General features: G+C 60.7%; 18 protein-coding genes and 2 tRNA genes. 14 read left to right on the forward strand and 6 right to left on the reverse strand.

What is annotated here, in order from left to right; translation table 11 throughout:
• Positions 1 to 25: 25 nt before the first annotated feature.
• Complete coding sequence (locus AC0NIE_RS19580; protein ID WP_474043727.1) at positions 26 to 1,453, reverse strand: coniferyl aldehyde dehydrogenase; 1,428 nt, start codon at positions 1,451 to 1,453, stop codon at positions 26 to 28.
• Positions 1,454 to 1,550: 97 nt separating this feature from the next.
• On the opposite strand from AC0NIE_RS19580, the gene AC0NIE_RS19585 reads away from it, so the two are divergent.
• The 5 genes from AC0NIE_RS19585 (at position 1,551) to AC0NIE_RS19605 (ending at position 6,695) form a co-directional block, all read left to right on the forward strand.
• The gene (locus tag AC0NIE_RS19585; RefSeq protein ID WP_473490066.1) at positions 1,551 to 2,162 is read left to right on the forward strand and encodes a TetR/AcrR family transcriptional regulator; all 612 of its coding nucleotides are present in this window, start codon (positions 1,551 to 1,553) and stop codon (positions 2,160 to 2,162) included.
• 607 nt (positions 2,163 to 2,769) lie between these two features.
• On the forward strand, positions 2,770 to 3,270 hold the full coding sequence (locus tag AC0NIE_RS19590) for a type IV toxin-antitoxin system AbiEi family antitoxin domain-containing protein (RefSeq protein WP_473489499.1): 501 nt from the start codon (positions 2,770 to 2,772) through the stop codon (positions 3,268 to 3,270).
• A gap of 873 nt (positions 3,271 to 4,143) precedes the next feature.
• Complete coding sequence (locus AC0NIE_RS19595) at positions 4,144 to 4,968, forward strand: LssY C-terminal domain-containing protein (RefSeq protein ID WP_473489500.1); 825 nt, start codon at positions 4,144 to 4,146, stop codon at positions 4,966 to 4,968.
• Between the two features lie 107 nt (positions 4,969 to 5,075).
• The gene (locus tag AC0NIE_RS19600) at positions 5,076 to 6,155 is read left to right on the forward strand and encodes an AI-2E family transporter (protein ID WP_473489501.1); all 1,080 of its coding nucleotides are present in this window, start codon (positions 5,076 to 5,078) and stop codon (positions 6,153 to 6,155) included.
• A gap of 240 nt (positions 6,156 to 6,395) precedes the next feature.
• Positions 6,396 to 6,695, forward strand: coding sequence for a hypothetical protein (locus AC0NIE_RS19605; RefSeq protein WP_473489502.1), 300 nt, complete (start codon positions 6,396 to 6,398; stop codon positions 6,693 to 6,695).
• On the opposite strand, the gene AC0NIE_RS19610 is transcribed toward AC0NIE_RS19605, so the two are convergent.
• Both AC0NIE_RS19610 and AC0NIE_RS19615 read right to left on the reverse strand, forming a co-directional pair.
• Positions 6,661 to 8,646 (reverse strand): MASE1 domain-containing protein, encoded by a 1,986-nt coding sequence (locus AC0NIE_RS19610; RefSeq protein ID WP_473489503.1) that lies wholly within the window; start codon positions 8,644 to 8,646, stop codon positions 6,661 to 6,663. The genes AC0NIE_RS19605 and AC0NIE_RS19610 overlap by 35 nt on opposite strands.
• Positions 8,647 to 9,068: 422 nt before the next feature.
• Positions 9,069 to 9,143, reverse strand: a tRNA-Asn gene (locus tag AC0NIE_RS19615).
• Positions 9,144 to 9,364: 221 nt separating this feature from the next.
• Between AC0NIE_RS19615 and AC0NIE_RS19620 the strand changes: the two genes are divergently transcribed.
• From AC0NIE_RS19620 to AC0NIE_RS19660, 9 genes are all read left to right on the forward strand, one after another.
• A complete protein-coding gene (locus AC0NIE_RS19620) occupies positions 9,365 to 9,625 on the forward strand; it encodes a hypothetical protein (RefSeq protein ID WP_029353198.1) in 261 nt (86 codons plus the stop codon).
• Between the two features lie 330 nt (positions 9,626 to 9,955).
• Positions 9,956 to 10,029, forward strand: a tRNA-Cys gene (locus tag AC0NIE_RS19625).
• Between the two features lie 107 nt (positions 10,030 to 10,136).
• Positions 10,137 to 10,805, forward strand: coding sequence for a protein-L-isoaspartate O-methyltransferase family protein (locus AC0NIE_RS19630; RefSeq protein ID WP_473489504.1), 669 nt, complete (start codon positions 10,137 to 10,139; stop codon positions 10,803 to 10,805).
• Positions 10,806 to 10,991: 186 nt separating this feature from the next.
• Positions 10,992 to 12,404, forward strand: coding sequence for a TolC family outer membrane protein (locus AC0NIE_RS19635; protein ID WP_473489505.1), 1,413 nt, complete (start codon positions 10,992 to 10,994; stop codon positions 12,402 to 12,404).
• 213 nt (positions 12,405 to 12,617) lie between these two features.
• Positions 12,618 to 13,511 (forward strand): PopZ family protein, encoded by an 894-nt coding sequence (locus tag AC0NIE_RS19640; protein ID WP_473489506.1) that lies wholly within the window; start codon positions 12,618 to 12,620, stop codon positions 13,509 to 13,511.
• A 221-nt stretch (positions 13,512 to 13,732) separates the two neighbouring features.
• Complete coding sequence (locus AC0NIE_RS19645) at positions 13,733 to 16,516, forward strand: valine--tRNA ligase (RefSeq protein WP_473489507.1); 2,784 nt, start codon at positions 13,733 to 13,735, stop codon at positions 16,514 to 16,516.
• Positions 16,517 to 16,947: 431 nt separating this feature from the next.
• Entirely contained in the window at positions 16,948 to 18,156 is a 1,209-nt protein-coding gene (locus tag AC0NIE_RS19650) for an OmpP1/FadL family transporter (protein ID WP_473489508.1), read from the forward strand.
• Positions 18,157 to 18,436: 280 nt separating this feature from the next.
• Complete coding sequence (ilvD, locus tag AC0NIE_RS19655) at positions 18,437 to 20,161, forward strand: dihydroxy-acid dehydratase (RefSeq protein WP_473489509.1); 1,725 nt, start codon at positions 18,437 to 18,439, stop codon at positions 20,159 to 20,161.
• On the forward strand, positions 20,148 to 20,984 hold the full coding sequence (locus AC0NIE_RS19660; RefSeq protein ID WP_473489510.1) for a tetratricopeptide repeat protein: 837 nt from the start codon (positions 20,148 to 20,150) through the stop codon (positions 20,982 to 20,984). Before ilvD ends, AC0NIE_RS19660 begins: the two co-directional genes overlap by 14 nt.
• Positions 20,985 to 21,049: 65 nt before the next feature.
• On the opposite strand, the gene AC0NIE_RS19665 is transcribed toward AC0NIE_RS19660, so the two are convergent.
• The 3 genes from AC0NIE_RS19665 to AC0NIE_RS19675 form a co-directional block, all read right to left on the reverse strand.
• Positions 21,050 to 21,340: a hypothetical protein gene (locus tag AC0NIE_RS19665; RefSeq protein ID WP_473489511.1), complete on the reverse strand. Its 291-nt coding sequence runs from the start codon at positions 21,338 to 21,340 to the stop codon at positions 21,050 to 21,052.
• Positions 21,341 to 21,438: 98 nt separating this feature from the next.
• Positions 21,439 to 22,233 carry an exodeoxyribonuclease III gene (gene xth / locus AC0NIE_RS19670; RefSeq protein ID WP_473489512.1) on the reverse strand — a complete coding sequence of 265 codons (795 nt, stop codon included), beginning with the start codon at positions 22,231 to 22,233 and terminating at the stop codon, positions 21,439 to 21,441.
• Positions 22,234 to 22,240: 7 nt separating this feature from the next.
• Complete coding sequence (locus tag AC0NIE_RS19675) at positions 22,241 to 22,633, reverse strand: VOC family protein (RefSeq protein ID WP_473489521.1); 393 nt, start codon at positions 22,631 to 22,633, stop codon at positions 22,241 to 22,243.
• Position 22,634: the final 1 nt, after the last annotated feature.

Consider the following 22,634-nt stretch of genomic DNA (forward strand, 5'->3'; position numbering starts at 1 on the left):
GTTTCATTGGGAAACGGAATTCCGATCACCGAAGCATCATGTTGAGGATGGTATCGATCGGCTGTCTGAACGGGGCGTGGAGCAGGTTGGAAAGGTTCCAACGGCCCTGCTCATAGATCCCCTTGGCATGGCTGAGGGTACGGAAGCCTTCGATGCCATGGTACGCCCCCATGCCGCTGGGACCGACACCGCCGAAAGGCAAGTCATCCTGGGCGATGTGCATGATCGTCCCGTTGATGGTGACGTTGCCGGAGGTCGTTCGGCTCAGCACCTTGCGCCGGTCTTCATCATCGGCGCCGAAGTAGTAGAGCGCGAGTGGCCGAGGCCGGGCGTTCACGTAGGCGATCGCTTCTTCGATGTCGCGGTAGGGAAAAATCGGCAGGACCGGGCCGAAGATTTCCTCATGAGCGATGCTCATGTCGTCGGTGGCGCCGAGGACGACGGCTGGCGCCAGCGTGTTGAGGCGACGGGATGCATCGCTGGGCCGGTTGCCGACCTCGATGATCCGCGCTCCTTTGGAGCGGGCGTCGTCGATCAGACTCTGAAGCCGGGCATGGTGCCGATCGTTTATGATCGAGGTGTAATGCTCACTCGTCGGACCGTCAGGATAAAAGGACGTCACCTTCCGGTCATATGCCTTGACGAATGCGTCGACCTCGCTTTCGTGGACCAGTGCATAGTCCGGGGCGATGCAGGTTTGTCCGGCGCTGAGCAGCTTTCCGTAGGCAATTGACGCGGCCGCCTGGTCGAGGGCGTTGCCCTTGGCGACGATGCTGGGCGACTTGCCCCCGAGTTCGAGGGTAACCGGAACGAGGTTGTCGCTTGCGGCCTTCATCACCGTTCGCCCTACTGCGGTGCTCCCGGTGAAGACCAAGTGGTCGAACGGCAAGGCCGTGAAGGCCGCCCCCACGGCCGCATCGCCAGTGACGATCGCGAACTGATCTTCAGCGAAAATCTCGCCGAACATTTTTGCGAGCAGCGCATTGGTGACGGGCGTGAACTCCGAGGGTTTCAGCATCACCCGGTTTCCAGCGGCGATGGCCGTGACGACCGGCATCAGCGCGAGGTTCACCGGATAGTTCCACGGCGACATGACGCCGACGACACCAAGCGGCTGATATTCGATGCGAGCGTTGCCCATTCGCATATGCAGGGCGACGTGGCGGCGGGTCGGCGCCATGAATTTGCGAAGGTTTCGGATCAGATACTTCGTGCCCTCGGCGACCCCTCCGACCTCCATGATCGCCGTCTCATATCTCGAGCGATGCCCGAAATCGGCATTGATGGCATCTTCAATCGCTTTGCGGTGCCCGATAATCGTGGCCCTGAACTTGGCCAGATCAGCGCGTCGCTGCGCCAGCGAAGGCGCTCCGTCATGCAGGAAGGCAGCACGCTGGCCGGCGAGGAGACTGCCCAGCCGATCAGCGTCGGTGATTTTTGCGATTGCGTTCATGGTCCACTCCGATGTAGACAGGAGAAACTTACGCCCTTGACATACGCCCTTAAGTAGCCACTGTCAACAATGTATTCACAAGAAACTTTGAGGTACCATGCAGGACGCACCCAACCGCCCCTATCACCACGGTGATCTCCGTCGTGCGGTCATCGAGACGGCGTTGGATATGCTTCGGGAGGAGAAGGGCTGGCAGTTCACGCTGCGCGAAGTCGCCCGCCGGGCAGGCGTAAGCCACGCGGCACCCTACAAGCACTTCCCCGATAAGGCCGCGCTGCTTGCGGAGATCGCTATGATTGGGTTCGACCGGCTGCGCGAGTCCCTATCGGCAGCGAAGTCTGAAGCGCCGAAATCTCTGCGCGACGAAATTACTCCGATAGCTCGTGCCTACGTCGCGTTCGGAACGGACAACCCGGCTCTGTACCGCCTGATGTTTAGCGCGGAGGAGGGAAAAGCGGTGGGAATGCATCTCAATGAGCGGGCGCTGGCGGTCTTCGATGTTCTCCTCGAAATCCTCCGGCGCGGCCAGGCCGCGGGGAGCATTCGCAAGCGGCCGATAGAAGGTCAGGCGGCAGCCGCCTGGGGACTCGTCCACGGCATGACCATGCTTGCGATCGATGGGCTCTTGGTGCCCGAGAAGGTGGGATCGGCGCCCTTGGATGCGGCCTTGAGCACGCTGGTGGAAGGGCTGGGGAACCCAGCAACATGACGTTCCGGACGGCTGTTGTGCAGACTCATGTGAGCGGCCGGGGACTTGTTTCCCGGACGTCGCGCAAAAGTGTGCAGCGGTTTTTGCGATAGCGACATGCGTAAAAACAAAACCTAAAGCGCGTCGCATAGGCCGGTCAAACGCGACGCGCTTTAGTCCCATTGGTACATCCTGGCGAGGGAGAGGACTTGAAATCCAACCTTCTCCACGGATCTGCGATCACCTTCGTAGTTGTCGGCTGATGCTGTTCAGTCGACCTGTTCAATCTGCGGGCCTGGGTCGACCGGCGGAGCCGGCGTGCAATCCTGCCCCTTGCATTCCTCGACAGGGTTATCGGCTGGTGGAAGGCAGTTTTGGCCTTCGCAATGAACTGCCGGCTCCGGCGCTTCTACATGGTTAGGCGGAACAAGCTGATCCTCAGCGCGAACGGCCGGCATTGCTACGCTGATCATGCCCGTGCACAAGAGCGCAATCCCAAGCAATTTCATTTTCGCCTCCCTGTCTGGCAGCGAGCTGTACCCTACACTTTCAAGCTGCGGCCGCATCCTCTAAGCCGCGAACGACGTTAACACCGGGTTTCAGTGCTGGCCGGAAGGGAGCGGGCCGAATGATCAGCCTGTCGCATGTCGGACGCAGGCCGGATAGGCGGCTGCGGTCGATGCGGTGGGTCGGGCGGATCAGCGGCACATCGGCGAGGGACACTTGGATTGGCCGGATCGGCCTACAGACTTTCGCCACGTACGAAAGCGGCTCTGGAGTGGAACCGCGTGTAAGCGGCGTTCGCAATTTTGATCTGAAGTGGCTCCCCGGGCTGAACGAAACTGCGAACTACGAACTGCCGATCCCCCTCGAAACTACGCAACAGCCCACTATCAAGATTCGGAAGCGCGACCGCGAGCGCGCTGAGCGCACCCGATTGGCCGGCGGGCCGAAGCCATCCCTCAGAGCGCGCGCTGTCGCACTCGTACGCGAAAAGGGTGAAGTGCGAACGTGCGATCTAACCGACATTGGAATTCCCCGCTGTTATCTGGCCCGCATGTGCGATGAGGGTCTGCTCGTCAAGGTCGGCTACGGCATTTATCGCGCCGCCGATCAGGAGGCAGCATGACCCGATCTTGGCCAATTCCCGGAGAATGGCAATGTCTGCAGCGGTTCGATCGCGCGAATAGAGGTTATGGCGGGAAATCGGCGACACGGCGCTGAAAATCCATGTCGAATAAAATGATGCGGCGGGTTCTGGGCATCCGTTTCATCCAGCACCGGAGTGTTATTTCACGACCCACACACCCAACAGGGTGCAGCGTATGTGTCGAGAGGCCTCGCCGAGTTCAGTTACGCGGGTTGCCATTGCCCCCAACAGGCGACTGGTGCCTTCGTGGCGCAGATCGTGGAAATTCAAATCATCGATATTCATTCCCGGAAGGCGCGTCGGAATGTGGTTCCAGATGATTTGCCATTATAGGGAAGGATGGACCTTCGTCCGCAGTGGCCAAACGCTGTTCTTCGATTATGTTCCTGCCAAACTTGATGACTTGCTCGCGATTGAGGTCGGCCAGGCAGGTTCTCGCCTACAACATGAAGCTGATGATCAACATCTTCGGCGTCAAACGACTCATGCAGACCATTGCCGCCTAATCAGAACCAGCCACCGGCCCGCATCCAAAACCTGCCTGCGAACCCGTCGTCCCGAACGATGTGCGCGCAGCCGCGTTTTCACACGGTCTCGGTCAAAGCGGTCATTCGCCAACGTCTGTTTCGCGCCCAAAAAATGCCTTCCATCGACGTTTGCATACGAATGGACCGGCCGCGCGGTTCGGGACCAACAAGACCTTTGCCGATAGCACTTCCCCAAAGAGCAATATCGTGACGACGAAACGTGAGGTAGAAATGGTCTGACGGCGGCTATGCTGAATCGGCAGAATCCGGGCACGAACCGGGAAGTCGACGCCGAGGCTATTGGCGCCATACGGGACAATGAATTTTGAGGACACTTACGCGGTTATTCCAGAGATTTCTCATCATCTGTCTGGGAGTAGTCAGCGTTTGGCTCATAGTCTTTATCGTTTTCGATACTGCGGACCGCAGACTTCCATGGGTCCTAGCCGTAGGTCTTACCTACGGGCTTGCTGCCTATGTCATTTTGCCAAACGTAGTCCGAATGGGCCTTAAGGTTCTGCACCGGAGACTCATTCCTAGATACTCAATCACCGGAGACGGCTTGCCCGGCGATCCAGTAAATCTAGTCCTGATCGGGACCCGTCAACAACTCTGCGATGCATTTGCAGCAGCGGGCTGGTCAACGGCTGATCGTTTGGGGGTTGCAAGCTCGTGGCGGATGGTACGAGCGTTCCTGCTCAACTCTTCGTATCCCACTGCCCCATTCAGCACGCTCTATCTCTTTGGACGAAGGCAGGACATGGGTTTTCAACAGCCCATCAACGACAGTCCGCGCAAGCGCCATCATATCCGCTTCTGGGCGCTGAGCCTCTCCCACTCGAGCGACGATATCACGGCAGCAAGCTTCTGGCTAAATACGGATAGACCGCCGAACGATCAGCGTGTCCTGTGGGTCGGGGCGGGCACCAGAGATACCGGATTATCGCTAACCAGGCTGACGCTCCAAGTGACACACGCTACCGATTCAGACACGAATGCTGAACGAGACTACATAGTCACCCAGCTGAAGACGAAGCGGGTGATCGGGGATGTTGTATTGCACCAGTCCGGTTCACGTCTGCAGACCGGAATGGTCAACCATTACATTACCGATGGTGAGATCGCCTTCGCCAGCTTGATAGAGAATTGACAAAGGAAAAGCTAACCGTCGCCCCTCCATTGGATCCGAGGACACGTGCGCCGAGATCAACAAGTGGCCGACAGTTGAGCTCGAAACGGGATGTGGGGAGAAGGTCGATGAGAATTGCGCAACCAGCTACGTTCTGGATTGGGGTTTCCGCAGTCGCCTTGGTTGCGCTGGTGCTGTTGCGCGAAATTCTGCTGCCATTTGTCGTAGGCACATTGCTCGCCTATCTCCTCGTTCCGGCGGTCGACAGGTTGGAGCGGTTCGGGATCAATCGAACCCTTGCAGCACTAGCCGTCTTCTTGCCGCTGATCGTGGGCATTATCGGGGTAATGTTGGTCATGCTCCCGGTAATTATTGGCGAACTCAGATTTTTTGTTGAGGAGTTTCCCCGCTACATCACGCGTCTGCAGTCCCTTGCGACCAATGCAAGTGGCCCCTGGATGCGTAGTGTCATGGGTGAGAATCTTCACATCGAGCAATCGTCTGTCGATGTCGTGAGGACGGTGGGCAGCAAATGGCTCGACGGCGTCGTTACCTCGCTATGGTCGAGCGGAAGAGCCTTGATTTCTCTTCTTTCCCTGCTCGTCGTCACGCCAATCATCGCCATCTATCTGGCGATTGACTGGCATCGAATGATTGCAACGGTCGATGGCTGGTTTGCTCCGGAGTACCGCGACGATGTTCGGGCGCTGGGGCGCGAAATCCACGATACTGTTGCCGGCTTCGTGCGCGGTCAGGTCGTCATCTGCCTCGTTCTTGCCGTCATTTATGCCGCTGCTTTGAAGCTGACCGGACTCAATCATGCCATTTTGATCGGCATCACTGCAGGCCTCATCAGTTTCGTTCCCTATCTCGGGGCAGCCACCGGGATCTTGGTGTCCGTCTGCGTTGCGGTGGACCAGTTCTGGCCCGATTGGGCACCTGTCGCTGTTGTGGGGGGCATCTTCATCGTTGGTGAAATGCTTGCCGACTATGTGCTGTCGCCGCGCCTCATCGGTCGTCGCGTCAACCTCAATCCAGTCTGGATGATGTTTGCGCTGTTCGCCTTTGGGTGGCTGTTTGGCTTCATCGGTGTCTTGCTAGCGATACCAATCGCGGCTTCGCTAGGTGTTATCCTGCGCTTCGCGAGGCGGAAATCTCTAGCAAGCGCGGGTCACGACGTTTCAGCCGGTTCTAGCACGGATACGTGAGCGCGGTTCTCGCAAAGCTGAAGTCAAGCCGGTCGAGCCGACGTATTCCTTGAGAGCCGAAACTCCAGTTTGGAGGAAATTACCTGTGGCAGGTCAGTAACGTTCAGGATAGAGGTGGGCCCAATGCAATGTGTTGAGGAGCCGGTGACTTCACCCAGCCACCGCGACCCGCCCACAGCCGGGTCGTTGACGGGCGTGCGTATCCTCTTGGTTGAGGATTCCTGGCACCTCGCAAGAGCTATGACGAGGCTGCTTAACGCGTTGGGGGCTGACTTGGCCGGGCCCGTTGCAACCGCAGCCGACGCCGAGCGCCTCATCTCCGAACGCCGCCCTGATGTAGCGCTCGTCGACTTTAGCCTCCGAGACGGCGAGCCCGCTCATGACCTGATCGACCGTCTGCAAGATCAAGGGATCAGTGTCATCGTCATTACCGGCTACGAGGTCGTTCCGCTAGCACTGGGCAAGGTTGAAGCTATCTTGCATAAACCCGTCAGCGCGGCACATCTTATTGCAACGGTGCGTCAAGTGACGTCGCGCTAGCTGCTGGATGGCCGGAAGTGGCTCCCTTTATGTCTGTCACGGTCACGGCCTTGACAGGAAACTCAATTCTGCAGCAAACGCCGTCGGATGCAAATACGAGGTCGACCGAACCGCCGAGCTCGTGAGGGATAAGATCACGAATGAGGCTGACGCCGTATCCGCATTGCGGCGAAGCCGCAATTGCGGGGCCGCCAATCTCACGCCATACGATCGACAGGTTTGTCGCATTCTCGCTAGGCCCGCGGTTACAGACCACCTCCACCCGCCCATTTCTGGTCGACAGTGCGCCGTACTTCGCAGCGTTCGTTGCCAGCTCGTTGAGCACCATCGCCAACCCCTGTGTCTCCGCGACCGTGAGTGTGAAGTTGGAGCCACGGATCGTTGTGTTTGCGTCCGTCGCGTAGGGCGCAAGCTGATGGCGGACAAGGTCCATGAGGTCAACGCCGTGCCAACGATTCTGGCTGAGTAGCGAGTGGGCGGCGGCCATGGATTGAATGCGCCTATCGAGTGCTTGAATGTATTCGTCCAGCGAACCACTGCCCGGGCTCGTATCCGTGATGACGACGGAAACGCGTGCCAGCAAGTTCTTGACGCGATGATCCAGTTCGGCGACCAACAGGCGTTGGTGCTCCTCAGACCGCTTGCGTTCGGTGACGTCAACAGTGAGGCCCTTGAGGCATACAAGGCGCCCCATTGCATCGAACTCGGCCTTGGCCACTTCCTCTAGCCAGACTTCCCAACTGTCGCAGCGCTTGAAGCGGAATGTTACGGTATATGTGGGGCTTTCGGGGCGGACACCGCGGACGAGCGCTTTGAAGCGCCCGCGGTCGTCCGGATGGACTCTCGAGAGAAAGTTACCGGCGGTCAGCGTTTGCCGCGGCTCATAACCCAGGATCTGCGCGGCGTTTGCGCTGCGCAGCGACGAGCCCGTCCGGACATCCCAAACGAACGCCGTGGCCGCCCCTGCCGACAGCGCCTCTTGCAAACGGGCTTCGCTCTCAATGAGCGCGTCCTCGTGCTGACGCCGCTCGGCGAACAGCGCAGCAAGGACGGTTGCGCAGAGCGCAACCATCAGTATGCCGGCTTGAGCGGCAAGGATGCGGTCCGCAACCGGAAGATCCGGGTCGCCGAAATGGCCAATTCCAAACGTCGTCGTCCACACTATTGCAACGGCAACAATGAACGCCGCTGCCGAAGCGAAGATCGGCCGGCAACGGGCCGCTATCCACAAGAGTAACGGGAATAGTAGCGCGATCGGCACTACTGTTTTCCAAGGCTCCGCTGGCAGGGAAATGACGACGAGGCTCATCGCGGCTACCGCCGCTAGAGCCAAGAGACCTTCGATTGCCTCGCTTTGCGGCGGCGGCTCGCGTGCTGCTGAGGCGAGGCCGATCACCAGCGGCGCAGTCGTGACGATGCCAAGCGCGTCGGATAAGAACCAGTTTTGCCAAATGGCAAAAATCGATGTCGTCGCGCCATAGAACAAAGTGAACCCCAAGCTCCCGCCGATCCCGGATGCAGCGGCACCGACGATCGCCGCCCCTAACAGTCCCAGCACGTTGCGCAGGCGGTTGAGACTCACTCCGGAACCGAAGTAGCGCTCGATCAGACTAGCTGTAAGCAGGGCTTCCACCCCATTGCATACGGCGAAGACGGTGGCGCTCCCGAGGTTTCGGTCACCCAAGAGATTGGCCACGATGGTGGCGATCATCGTCCCAACCACAACCCCCAATCGCGCTCTTGGCCCAAGGGCGATCAACGTGCCCGCGGCGATACCAGCGGCGGGCCAGAACACGGCAACGCCATCAGGAGTGAGTAGGGAAAGGCTTAACTGTGCCGCCAGGAAATACGCGATACCGATGACAACAGCGAGCCAAATTGAACTCGTCCACTGCCGCGTCTGGTCGGCGGCATCGGAACCTTGAGCTTGGACTCGTAGATGCTGCAGCATGTCACCGCCTCAGTCACATTATCACAAATAGCACAGGATGTGTGATGCGAGTCGATCTCCAGTCTCATGGTCATGGTGCAGTCTGGAGGCGGGCTTGATTGCAGCTGTTTAGCTTTAGGACCGGAATGTCCGGATCGGTCGATTCTTCCGGTTCTCGTGTTGGAAGGTTTCGCCGGCCGAATCTCTGAGACGGCTCGTTTCGGCGCAATCGCGCCGGGAGCATGTCTTTTCACGATGTCGCCGCCGAACTTACGATGAGGGCTTTGCAGACCTAGGCGAAGGCAAGGCGCCACGCTAACTTACCCTGACTTCGATAGGCATCTCTGCTGTTTGCAACCATTTTAGCAGAAGCGAACCAAATTGAAGCGTAAGGAAACATCGCACACTGCGCACAGGATCGCGCCGTATCGTAGAAAAGGCGCTGGCTCCCCGGGCCGGATTCGAACCAGCGACCAACCGGTTAACAGCCGGTTGCTCTACCACTGAGCTACCGGGGAACAAAGGCTCTCGTGTGAGTGGCGCAGCCTATAGCAAACCCGTTTCGGCTTTGCAAAGCAGCATTTCGTATTTTTCGGCGCTTTTTCGCGCCACGATTTCTCGCAATCATGTGCGCGCGTCCTCATATGAGCCGTCTGACGGGGTGCGCGGAACCGAAAACGCGGTTGCGGCTTTCGTCAGCTGGTGCTTTTACTTTGCCCGAACGGATCACCGACCAGACATGAGCGCAGCGAGCCACAACCATCCACCGGCACGGAAAATATCGGTCTTCGGCCGTCAGTTCACCATGCCGCGTTCGCGCGGCCTCAGGATTGCGATCGGCGTCGTGCTGATCTTCGGCGGCATTCTCGGCTTCCTGCCGATCCTGGGATTCTGGATGATTCCGATCGGATTGCTGGTGCTCTCCTACGAGTTTGCCTTGGTGCGCCGCCACCGGCGCCGGCTTGTCGTGTGGTGGGAGCGGCGGCGGCGGCCGAACTGACGGGTTTGCACCGCATGGGCAAGCTTCTGTGAAGGGGCGTCTTTCCGGCTCGACTAAATCTGGCCAATGCCCGGAGCGCTGTTTCCGGCCCTCGCAATTCTCCTTCAGAATGGCGGACCTTTTGCTTACCCGACGTAAGGTCCAGGTCCCGGCTTCCCTTTGCCATACTCCGTACTTAACAATTAACTAATATCTTAATTGCAGGATGCGTATCGACGATTCGATGCGTGGCATCATGGCCGAGGGGAAACCGTCCGGAATGCACCATGCGCGCTTGACGGCATTTTCGCCGCAACCTATTGGAACCGGGTGGAACGCCGGGAGCAATGAGGCCTCGTGGCGGAGTGGTTACGCAGAGGACTGCAAATCCTTGCACCCCGGTTCGATTCCGGGCGAGGCCTCCAAATGCCCAAGCTCCCGCGCACCCGCGCCAGGGGGCTTGAGTTCCGGTCGAAATGAGCCGCGGTCTTGGCGCGGCAAGCAGATTGGTTTTGGGCGGATTGGTTGGAACATGAGCGCTGATTTTGCCGAACGTCGGGTGAAAATGGTCGATGGCCAGATCCGCACCACCGACGTGACCAGCGCGCCGCTGCTCGAGGCGATGCTTGTCGTGCCGCGCGAGGCCTTTGTCGCCCCCGGCCAGCGCGATCTGGCCTATATCGACGAGGACATCCGCATCGCCAATGCAGCGGACGGCCCACGCTATCTCATGGAGCCTTCGCCGCTGGCCAAGCTGATGCAACTGGCCGAGATCGGCCCTGGCGATTCGGCGCTCGATGTCGGCTGCGGCACCGGCTATGCGGCGGCGATCCTGTCGCGGCTGGCAAAGTCGGTCGTCGCCCTGGAAAGCGATCCGGCATTGGTCGAGACCGCCATGTCGACGCTTTCGGCGCTGGGCTGCGACAATGTCAGCGTGGTCAAGGGGTCGCTGCCGGAAGGCCATGCCGCGGGAGCACCCTACGACGTCATTTTCATCGGCGGCAGTGTGGAGAAGGTGCCGGAATCGCTGCTCGACCAGCTTGCGGAAGGCGGCCGGCTCGTCGCCGTCGAAGGGCAGGGGAATTCGGGTGTGGCCCGATTGTTTTTGAAAACAAGGGGGGGTGTAACCGGAAGAGGCGCATTTAATGCGGCAATTAAGCCACTACCGGGATTTGAACGTGCTCATGCGTTTGAATTCTGAGCAATTTTGGCTTGCGGCAAAGGCGTTGTCATGTTCGCTTGCGCTTGAACAATCGTTGCTGATCCGCATAACCGGGGTGTTCTTTTGGGGGCTGACAGCAGGGGACCTGAAACACACCGCGCCGGCTGCTCGAATGGGAGAAGCCGGCGCGGTGTGGTTCCCATGCAAAACGAATGAGGGAATAACGTGCCGTCTTTACGCAAGAGCCTTTTTGCCGCCGTCCTCTTCTCGGCGACCGCGCTTTCTCCGCTGGCCGCCTCGGCGGAAACCATTCTCGGTGCACTTTCAAAAGCCTACCAGAACAATTCCGAGCTCAATTCGGCTCGTGCCGGCGTCCGCGTCACCGATGAGAGCGTTGCCATCGCCAAGTCCGGCTGGCGCCCGACCATCACCGGTTCTGCCGACATCGACTACTCCAGCGAAAATTTCAATGCCCGCGGCAATGTACCCGGCGCGAACCGAAGCACGCGTTTGACCACCGGCAACTTCGGCGTCCAGATCGACCAGACCCTGTTCGACGGCTTTCAGACCAGGAACAACGTCGCTGCAGCCGAATCCCAGGTCCGCGCCTCGTTCGAGAGCCTGCGCAACACCGAAGAGAACACTCTGTTCAACGCGGCAAGCGCCTACATGGACGTGATTCGCGACCGCCAAGTGGCGGTGCTGACGGAGCAGAACCTGCAGTTCCTGACCGAGCAGGCGCGCGCCGCGCGCTCGCGCTTCGAAGTCGGCGAGGGCACCCGCACCGACGTAGCACAGGCCGATGCCGAGCGCTCCTCCGCTGTGGCGGAACTGGCCGCCGCCCGCGCGCAGGCGCTGGCAAGCGCTGCGACCTATCGCCAGATCGTCGGCGATGAGCCAGGCAGGCTCAGGGCCGCTTCGCCGCTGTCGAAGCTGTTGCCGTCGAACCTCGATGCGGCGATCGCGATTGCAGCCAGCGAGCACCCGGCCATCCTCTCCACCCAGCATCTGGTCGACGCGGCGGCGTTTTCGGTGAAATCGGCCGAAGGCGCGCTGCTGCCGCAGCTTTCGGCTTCCGCCGGCGTTTCCAGCGCCTATCGCAGGGAGAGTCCGGGCGTCGATCTCGGGACGGGGCAGGATGGCACAACCAATTCGGCCAGCATTGGTGCCACCTTGACTATACCGATCTATTCGGGCGGGCGGACGTCGGCGATAGTGCGTCAGAACAAGGAATCGCTCAGCCAGGCCCGGATCGAGGTCGATGTAAGCCGCGACACCGTGCGGCAAGCCGTGACCTCGGCGTGGACGCAATATATCGCCGCCCAGCAAACCGTGGTGGCCAACAGGCAGGTGATCGCCGCCGCGCAGCTTGCCTTGAGCGGGGTCATCGAGGAGCGCAATGTCGGCCAGCGCACCACGCTCGACGTTCTCAACGCCCAGGCCACCCTCATCACCGCCAAGATCAACCAGGCCAGTTCCGAACGCGATTTGGTGGTGGCGAGCTATGCCATCCTCTCGGCGATCGGTCGTCTATCGGTCGAGCGTCTCGCCCTTCAGGTGACGAAATACAGACCCGAAGAGCATTACAATGCGGTTAAGGACAAGTGGATCGGCCTGCGCACCCCGGACGGCCGCTGATCGCGCCAGCAGTTTCAAATCCCGTCCAGTTTCAAGGCATTAGAGCCCGCGCGTTCGAAGGAATGCGCGGGCTCTAATCTGTTGAAATCCAACATGCCCTCAGATTGGGGATTCTCGTAACGCGATCCGTCGGTTACGCTATTGCCATGATTCGAATCCGGCTTTGGCCGGACAGGGAATCTACAACGAGTCACAAGGGCGGCGGATGTGACGATGGCGACGGCAAGCAGCGTACAGCGCGAACCTTCCATGGAGGAGATACTGGCTTCCATCAGGAGGATCATCGAGGACAACGATACCGGCCGCAAGCAGCCGGATGAGGCGGACGACCTGCTGCAGGATTTGACGTCGGTTGCAGTGCCGGCACCGGCGGCAGTCGGGGCGCCAGCGGCGGCGGGCGGAGCGCCGCCGGAGGCAGGCGGAGCGCCGCCGGAGGTGAGCGCGTTTCGCGCCGAGTTGCGTCCGGGATTGGACGCCAAGGGGCCGGTCACGCTGACCGAGGTGCAGGCGTCACCGTCGGCCGTCGAGCCCGTCATCGCACGCATGGAGCCGCCGGTGCGTTCCGATCCGGCTTCGGTCAAAGCGCCCGTGACGCTTGCTGGTGCCAGGGTCGCTGCCGAGCCGGCCCCGGCCGCCAAGCCGGAGCCGGATGCGCCTGCGACGGCAAGGGTTGCGGAGACGACTGACAGCGTCGTTGCCGACTGGCGGCGGGAAATCGCCGCAGTCGGCGAAGCGACGACCGTAGCCAAGCCGGACAGGGCCGAGGGGCGACGGACGCCGGACGCGGAACCGAAGCCCGAGGTTTTCGAGGACTCGGCCGAACCTGCTTTCGAGCCGGCTCCGCCGCGAAGCGGGTTGGCTCGCCCAGCAAGCGAGGCGCCATCGGCTCGTCCGGCGATCCTTTCCGAACATACGGGCCGGCAGGTCGCCGCCGCCTTCGGCGAGCTTTCCGATGCGTTCGCCAGCCGCAGCAAGAAAACCTTCGACGAGATTGCCGAGGAGATGCTGAGGCCGATGCTGCAGGACTGGCTGGACAACAATCTGCCGACGCTGGTCGAGCGGCTGGTGCGCGAGGAAATCGAACGCGTGGCGCGCGGCGCGCAGTAATAATTCCGACGGTCGACGGATGAACCCCGCCGCTGCGGGCGGCGTCTTCGTTGATGCGCGATGCAATGCCTACGGCCTCGGCAGTGGCATTGCCTGTGATCTTGCCCGATCTATCTGTATGGCAGGCGAGCCCGCTCGCCTGCCGCCTCGCGGTTGACTTGGCCAAAACCTTCCGATTTACACCGGACCAGCAAAAACCCGACAGCTCGGACCATTTCCCTATGCTCGAAAAAACCTACGACGCCAAAATCGTCGAGCCGAAGATCGCCAAAATCTGGGAGGAAGCCGACGCGTTTCGTGCCGGCGCAGGCGCCGAGGAGGGGGCGGAAGCCTTCACCATCGTTATCCCGCCGCCGAACGTCACCGGTTCGCTGCATATGGGCCATGCGCTCAACAACACGCTGCAGGACATTCTGGTGCGCTTCGAGCGCATGCGCGGCAAGAACGTGCTGTGGCAGCCCGGCATGGACCATGCCGGCATAGCTACGCAGATGGTGGTCGAGCGTCAGCTCATGGAGAAGCAGATCCACCGCCGCGACCTGACGCGCGATGAGTTCATCGAGAAAGTCTGGGAGTGGAAAGCCGAATCCGGCGGCGCGATCCTCAACCAGTTGAAGCGGCTGGGAGCCTCCGCCGACTGGAGCCGGGAGCGTTTCACCATGGACGAGGGCCTGTCCAAGGCGGTGCTCGAAGTGTTCGTCACGCTCTACAAGGAAGGCCTGATCTACAAGGACAAGCGCCTTGTGAATTGGGACCCGAAGCTCTTGACAGCGATTTCCGACCTCGAGGTCGAACAGCAGGAGGTCAACGGCAATCTCTGGCATTTCCGCTATCCCGTCGAGAGCGAGGTCTTCGATCCGGAAAATCCAAAAACCTTCATCACCGTAGCGACGACGCGTCCCGAAACGATGCTGGGCGATACGGCGGTGGCGGTGCATCCCGACGACGAGCGTTACCGGCATCTGGTCGGCAAGAACCTCGTCCTGCCGATCGTCGGCCGCAAGATCCCCGTGGTGGCGGACCAATATTCCGATCCGGAAAAGGGCAGCGGCGCGGTCAAGATCACGCCGGCGCATGACTTCAACGACTTCGAGGTCGGCAGGCGCCACAAGCTGCCGGCGATCAATATCCTCACCGTCGAGGCGGCGGTCGCCCTCACGGACAATGACGACTTTCTCGCCGGGCTGGAGGTGACGCCCGAGCGCCAGGCCGTCTGGGATGAACTCGACGGCCTCGATCGTTTCGTCGCGCGCAAGAAGATCGTCGAGCTGATGGAAGCGGGCGGTTTCCTCGAAAAGGTCGAGCCGCATCGCCATGCCGTGCCGCATGGCGATCGCGGCGGCGTGCCGATCGAACCGTTCCTGACCGAACAATGGTATGCGAACGCGGCGGAGCTCGCCAAGCCGGCGATTGCCTCGGTGCGCGAGGGCCGTACCAATTTCGTGCCGAAAAACTGGGAAAAGACCTATTTCGACTGGATGGAGAACATCCAGCCCTGGTGCATTTCGCGCCAGCTCTGGTGGGGTCACCAGATCCCGGCCTGGTACGGGCCGGACGGACGTGTCTTCGTCGAGAAGACCGAGGAGGAGGCGCTCGCAGCCGCCGTCGAATATTATCTGGCGCTGGAAGGGCCATGGAAGGCCTGGGTCGAGGACAAGCTCGAAAACTTCAAGCCGGGCGAGATCCTGACCCGCGACGAGGATGTGCTCGACACATGGTTCTCGTCGGCGCTGTGGCCGTTCTCGACGCTTGGCTGGCCGGACCAGACGCCGGAGCTGAAGACCTACTACCAGACCGACGTGCTGGTGACCGGTTTCGACATCATCTTCTTCTGGGTCGCCCGCATGATGATGATGGGCCTGCATTTCATGGACGAGGAGCCGTTCCACACCGTCTATGTCCATGCGCTGGTGCGCGACAAGAACGGGCAAAAGATGTCGAAGTCGAAAGGCAACGTCATCGACCCGCTCGAACTCATCGACGAATACGGCGCCGATGCGCTGCGCTTCACGCTGACGGTGATGGCCGCGCAAGGGCGCGACGTGAAGCTCGATCCGGCCCGCATCGCCGGTTACCGCAACTTCGGCACCAAGCTGTGGAACGCGACGCGTTTTGCCGAGATGAACGACGTCGCGAGGAACGATGAGTTCTGGCTGAACGACGCCAAGCTGGCGGTCAACCGCTGGATCCTGACCGAACTGACGCGCGCCGCGCGCGAAATCACCGATGGCATCACCTCATACCGGTTCAACGAGGCGGCAGGTGCGGCCTACCGCTTCGTCTGGAACCTGTTCTGCGACTGGTACCTGGAACTGCTGAAGCCGGTGTTCACAGGCACGGACGAGGCTGCCAAGGCCGAAAGCCGGGCTTGTGTCGCCTTCGTGCTCGACGAGATCTATAAGCTGCTGCATCCGATGATGCCATTCATGACCGAAGAGCTGTGGGCCGAGACATCAGGCGAGGGCAAGGAACGGCCGTCGCTGCTTTGCCATGCCGCGTGGCCGTCGCCAGACTTCGAGGATGAGGCAGCGGCCGCCGACATCAACTGGCTGGTCGATCTCGTCTCCGGCATCCGCTCCGTACGCTCGGAAATGAACGTGCCGCCGGCTGCGATTGCGCCGCTGATGGTGATCGGCGCCAATACCGCAACCCACGAAAGGCTTGAGCGCCAGGCGTCGGCCATCAAGCGGCTGGCGCGGGTCGGCGACATCTCGCTGGTCGATGCGGCGCCCAAAGGCTCCGCCCAGATCGTGCTCAACGAGGCGACCATCTGCCTGCCGCTCGGCAGCCTGATCGACCTTACCGCCGAGGCGGCGCGGCTGCAGAAGGAACTTGTCAAGGTGACCGAAGAGATCGCCCGCCTGCACAAGAAGCTGTCCAACGAGAAATTCGTCGCCAACGCGCCGGAAGAGGTCGTGGAAGCCGAGCGCGAAAAACTCGCCGAGTATCGCGAGGCGCAAGAAAAGCTCTCGGTGGCGCTGACACGAGTGCGTGATGCCGGTTGACCTATCTCTGGTGTTTGAGAATCGAATTGGCTGAGCATCGCATTGTCCCAAAACCGGGCGCCGCTTTGGGTCCGATGCTCTAGGTTCGCGAGTCTCCGAACTTGCTTTTCGGACGGGCCCCTGCCACGAAAATAGGCATTCCGCAGCGTAAATCTTGACGTAAACGGAATGTTTTAGCCCTATTGTTGCCATAATGTAACAATGGGATTAGTTCTCGCAGAACGGGCCGTTTTTGCGCCGTTCCATGCGAGTTTTCCGATTTTTTTCTCGATTTGCAGCCAAACGAGCCGTTTTCCCGCTCTGCGGTGAAGCTGCCACTTTGTCTAAAATGCGGTCGGCGAAGGCGTACATGTACGCGTCGAGAATTCGTTGTTGCGACGTTAACCTGAATTGGTTCTAGCTTCGTCCATTCGTATTCGGGGAGGAGAGTCATGAACAATTTGCGTCTGAAAGCGCTGCTGGGGGCGGGGTGCTTTTCGCTGTTGATTTCGGGCGTCGCGAACGCGGGCGGTTTCGACCGGGGCGGTGTCAACATCGACCAGTTGTTTGATGCCGCGCCATATTCGTTCGACGCCGGCGTCACCTATGTTTCGCCACAGCGCACACTGAAGAATGTGCAGCGCCTGGATGGCTCGGGAATGTCGTCTTCGTCAGTGGATGTCGACGGCGACTATGCGGTGCCGCGCATCGGTATCAAGGCCAACATTTTTGAACCAGTGGATTGCCTTGCGAGCTATACGGAACCGTATGGTGCGGAGGCAGACTTCGGAATGAACAACGCCTATTCGCCAACCGCGGTCGAATACTACGTCAAAACAAATGATTTCGGCCTTACCTGCTCCTACAAGATAAACGTCGGCAAGGGCTCCCTGCGGTTCATCGGCGGCGTCTCCTACCAGGAGGTCGATGCGTTTCTGTCGCGCCAGACCTTGCTGGCCTTCGGCAATACCGGCCTCGGAAAATTCAAGCTTTCCGACGAGGCATGGGGTTGGCGCGTGGGCGCCGCTTATGAAATTCCCGAAATCGCCTTGCGCGCAAGCTTGATGTACTCTTCGAGCTACAAATATGACGGACTGTCGGGAACCGTCGACACGACCGGATTTGCAGGTGGGCCGCTAGGAAATGTTACCGGAGTGTTCCCTGTCTCCGCCTCGGCCGAGATACCCCAGGCCGTGGAATTCAAGCTGCAGAGCGGTATAGCGCCTGGCTGGTTGGCCTTTGGCTCGGTTCGCTGGCAGGAGTGGAGCAAGCTTGGCATTATTCCAATTAACGGCGTGATTAACCCGGTTTTCGGTACACCCTCGCCCGTTTCTTTCGATCTGCTTTATCGCGATGGCTGGACGGTTTCGGGCGGCATAGCTCACAAGTTCACCGACCAATTGTCTGGCGCGGTTTCGCTGACCTGGGACCGTGGAACCTCGACGACCTCCGGCTATCAGTCGGACACCTGGTCCGTGGCCAGCGGCATTTCTTATTCGCCGAACGACAAGATCGAGGTCAGACTTGGTGGTTCGATCGGTGTTCTGACCAGTGGGTCGTCGACCTTCACCGGTGTTGGCGACACGGCAAATGCCATCACCTACACGTACGACGACGATCTGCTCCTTGCCGGCTCAGCTTCGGTTAAGGTCAAGTTCTAAATACATGTTTTCAATAGTAAAAAGCCGGGTCATGCCCGACTTTTTTGCTTGAGGGGGGCTTCCCGGCAACCAAGCGGCGTTGCAACGACGCCGCTTCCCTCTGCCTCACGCGATCGTGATGTTTTGGCAACAGTTTCTGAACAACCCTCGCGCCACAAGGGCGCCCGCCGACATTGCCTACTTCCCGCCATAAACCCGGCGCACCTCGAATTCGTCTCAGGGCATGTGCCAAAAGGCTCGGCAATGGGGCAGGTCGCACCGCCCGCGGCAAGGGAAGAGTATGAACGCCAGAGTCATCTCCAAGACCAAGCTGCCCAGCCGGTACGTGACCGTCGGTCCGGCGCGCGCGCCGCACCGCTCCTATCTCTATGCGATGGGATTGTCGGCGGCCGAGATCGCGCAGCCGCTGGTCGGTGTCGCGAGTTGCTGGAACGAGGCGGCACCGTGCAACATCTCGCTGATGCGCCAGGCGCAGGTGGTCAAGAAGGGGGTCGCGGCGGCTAACGGCACGCCACGCGAATTCTGCACCATCACCGTCACGGACGGCATCGCCATGGGCCACCAGGGCATGAAATCGTCACTGGTGTCGCGCGAGGTCATCGCCGATTCGGTCGAACTCACCATGCGCGGCCATTGCTACGATGCACTGGTTGGCCTTGCCGGTTGCGACAAGTCGCTGCCCGGCATGATGATGGCCATGGTGCGGCTCAACGTGCCATCGATCTTCATCTATGGCGGTTCGATCCTGCCCGGTTCCTATAAGGGCCGGCAGATCACCGTGCAGGATGTGTTCGAGGCCGTCGGCCAGCACTCGGTCGGCACGATCGGCGACGCCGAACTCCTCGAAATCGAACAAGCCGCTTGTCCGTCGGCCGGCTCCTGCGGCGCCCAGTTCACCGCCAACACCATGGCCACCGTCGCCGAGGCCATCGGTCTGGCGCTGCCCTATTCCTGCGGGGCGCCGGCGCCCTACGAGATGCGCGACCGCTTCAATTTCGCCGCCGGCGAAAAGATCATGGAGCTGATCGCAAACAATATCCGCCCGCGCGACATCGTCACGCTGAAGGCGTTGGAGAATGCGGCAACCGTGGTTTCGGCCACCGGCGGCTCGACCAACGCAGCGCTGCATTTGCCGGCGATCGCGCATGAGGCCGGGATAAAGTTCGATCTGTTCGACGTCGCCAGGATCTTCGAGAAGACGCCCTACATCGCCGACCTGAAACCGGGCGGTAAATATGTCGCCAAGGACATGTTCGAAGCCGGCGGCATTCCGCTTTTGATGAAAACGTTGCTCGACCACGGCTATCTGCATGGCGACTGCCTGACGGTGACCGGCCGCACTTTAGCCGAAAATATGGAGCACGTTGCGTGGAATGATAGCCAGGATGTGGTCCGTCCCGCCAACCGACCAATCACCCAAACGGGTGGCGTCGTGGGCTTGAAGGGAAACCTTGCCCCCGAAGGCGCGATCGTGAAGGTCGCGGGCATGTCGGAGCTGAAATTCTCTGGTCCGGCACGCTGCTTCGATTCGGAAGAGGAATGTTTCCAGGCGGTTACGGATCGCAGCTACAGCGAAGGCGAGGTCCTCGTCATCCGCTACGAGGGACCGCGCGGCGGTCCGGGCATGCGCGAAATGCTATCGACGACGGCTGCTCTCTACGGTCAGGGTATGGGCGGCAAGGTGGCTCTCATCACCGACGGACGTTTTTCGGGCGCGACACGCGGTTTCTGCATCGGCCATGTCGGGCCGGAAGCCGCCGTGGGTGGTCCGATCGGGCTGCTCAGGGATGGCGATTTGATCTCGATCGACGCGGTGAGCGGCACGATCGAGGTGGCGCTGTCCGACGCCGAACTGGCGGCCAGAGCGAAGGCATGGAAGGTGCGCGCGACCGACTATCAGTCGGGCGCGATCTGGAAGTATGCGCAAACGGTAGGGCCTGCCCGCGACGGCGCGGTCACCCATCCCGGTGGTGCGAAAGAAACACATTGTTATGCGGATATCTGAGTTGCTGAGGTTGTCTGTCTTTTCGGCACTGGTCGCGATCGCCACTTTTGGCGCGACCTTGGGCGCCGCGGGCCAGGCCATGGCCTTCGACGACAAGGTGTTCGACGACAAGACCGGCGTGAAGCCGCAGTCCAGCCCATGGGCGGTGTTTCAGTTCGGCTTCTCCGCCTATAAGAACGGCCGCAAGGAGCAGGCCGCGGAGGCTTATAAGTACGCGGCCGAAAACGGCCAGATCGGCGCCACCTGGAAGCTTGCGCGTATGTATGCCGAGGGTGACGGCGTGGAGCGCGACGATTACGCGGCGTTCAAGTTCTTCAGCGAGATCGCCGACCAGGACGTCGAGCCCGGTTCGCCGGAAGAGAGCTATGTGTCGGACGCGCTCGTGGCGCTCGGCGATTATCTGAGGAAGGGCATCCCCGGCAGCCCCATCATAGAGAACGAGGTGGCGGCCCAGGAATATTACATGCGCGCCGCCGCCAATTACCGCAACCCGAATGCCCAGTTCGAGATGGGCCAGATCTTTCTGAATGGCAAGGGCGGCGTCAAGGCTAGCCTCAAGCAGGCCGGGCGCTGGTTCCAACTCGCTGCGGAAAAAGGGCATGCCGGCGCGCAGGCGACGCTCGGCCACCTGCTTTTCCAGAGCGGCAAGATCGTTCGGGGGCTGGCGATGATGACCGCGGCACTCGAACGGGCGTCACCTTCCGACCAGCCATGGATACGTGGCATGCAGGAAGAGGCGTTTGCCGCCGCGGGCGAGGCCGACCGCCGCACCGCGATTTCGCTGGCCGACGACATCCTCACCAAGGGCGGCGGCGACCGGTAGTCGCGAAGCCAGTCATAAAGCCAATAGTCAGGAAGACTGGGTATCTCGAAGTCGGACAGCCGAGATCAATTCTCGGTCGGTTTCGTCGGAACGAGGCCGGACTCCGGCGTTGAAATAGGCGTGGCCGGCGGCGTCAACGTGGTTCCCGGACAATCGTCCCGGATCTTTGTCCATGACGTGTTGTTGAGCACCATGTCGCAGCGGGCGAGATGGCTCCGGCCGGAAAGCGTCAGGCAGGCGACCTGGCCGATCTGGAATGATTTTCCGTTGGCCAGGCATTCAGGATCTGCAAACGCCGGCGTCGCCGCGAGGGCGAGCGCAGCGGCACATGAGCAAATCGCAAACCTGATCGTCATCCTGAACCCCGGCCGAACCCAGATTGCAGCGGAAACCCCGATTGTGTCGATATGACGGTCTATCAACCGGGAATCCGGCGGTCCGGACCTCGAAATGATCAGATCGGCGCAAAAGCCAGTTCTATGGCCACCGGCACATGGTCGGAAGGTTTTTCCCAGGCGCGCACGTGCTTTTCGACCGAGGCCGAGGAAAAGCGGTTGGCGGCCTCGGGCGAGAGCAGCAAGTGATCGATGCGGATGCCGTTGTTCTTCTGCCAGGCGCCGGCCTGATAGTCCCAGAAAGTAAAAATGTCCGGCGAGTCGGTGACCGCGCGCACGGCTTCGGTGAAGCCGAGATGCTTCAGCCGGCGAAACGCCTGCCTGGTCTGCGGCTGGAACAGCGCATCGCCGAGCCAGTTCTCCGGGAATTTCGCATCAATGTATTCGGGGATGACATTGTAGTCGCCGGCCAACACCAGAGCCTCTTCGAGCGGGAGCCTTTCCTCGGCCCAGCGCTCCAGCCGCGCCATCCAGGACAGCTTGTAGGAGAACTTCTTCTCGTCATCGATCGGGTTGCCGTTCGGCAAATAGAGCGAGGCAACGCGCAACGCGCCCTTGTCGGTCGAGAACACGCCCTCGATGAAACGCGCCTGCTCGTCCGTATCGTCGCCCGGCAAGCCTCTGATAACCTCGTCGAAGCGCAGCTTCGACAGGATGGCGACGCCATTAAAACCCTTTTGGCCATAGATTTCGACGTTGTAGCCAAGCGCCTCGATCTCGGCGCGCGGAAACTGCTCGTCGGCCGTCTTGATCTCCTGCAGGCAGGCGATATCAGGCGCGCTTTCCGTCAGCCAATGGGTCAAATTGCCAATGCGGGCCCGAACGCCATTGATGTTCCAGGTGACGATTTTCATAACGGCCTCATTGCTGTTCCGGCGGATGACGTTCGACCAGGCCGATCGTATTGCCTGCCGGGTCCTTTAGGAAGGCCATCCATTCGCTTTCCCCCGCCGGCCCGAACAGACCCTCGGCATCGCGATGGACGAGCATCGGCGGCGCGGTGAAGGGGACACCGGCGGCTTTTGCCGAGGCGTGGAAATCGTCGAGGCCCGATATGTCGAGATAGACTGTGCCGGCCGGCAGGCCATCGGTGAACAGCAGCCGCACGTCGCCGGCCATGATGAAGGCGATGCCGGGCGGATCAAAGCGTGCGTGCACCGTCATGCCGAGCACATCATGCCAAAACGTCAGCGTTGCATCGAGATCGCGCCCGGCTGAAAGCGCGACCTGACGGACCGCGCCGACCGGGCGCATG

The organism is Mesorhizobium sp. WSM4842 (genome assembly GCF_055901575.1).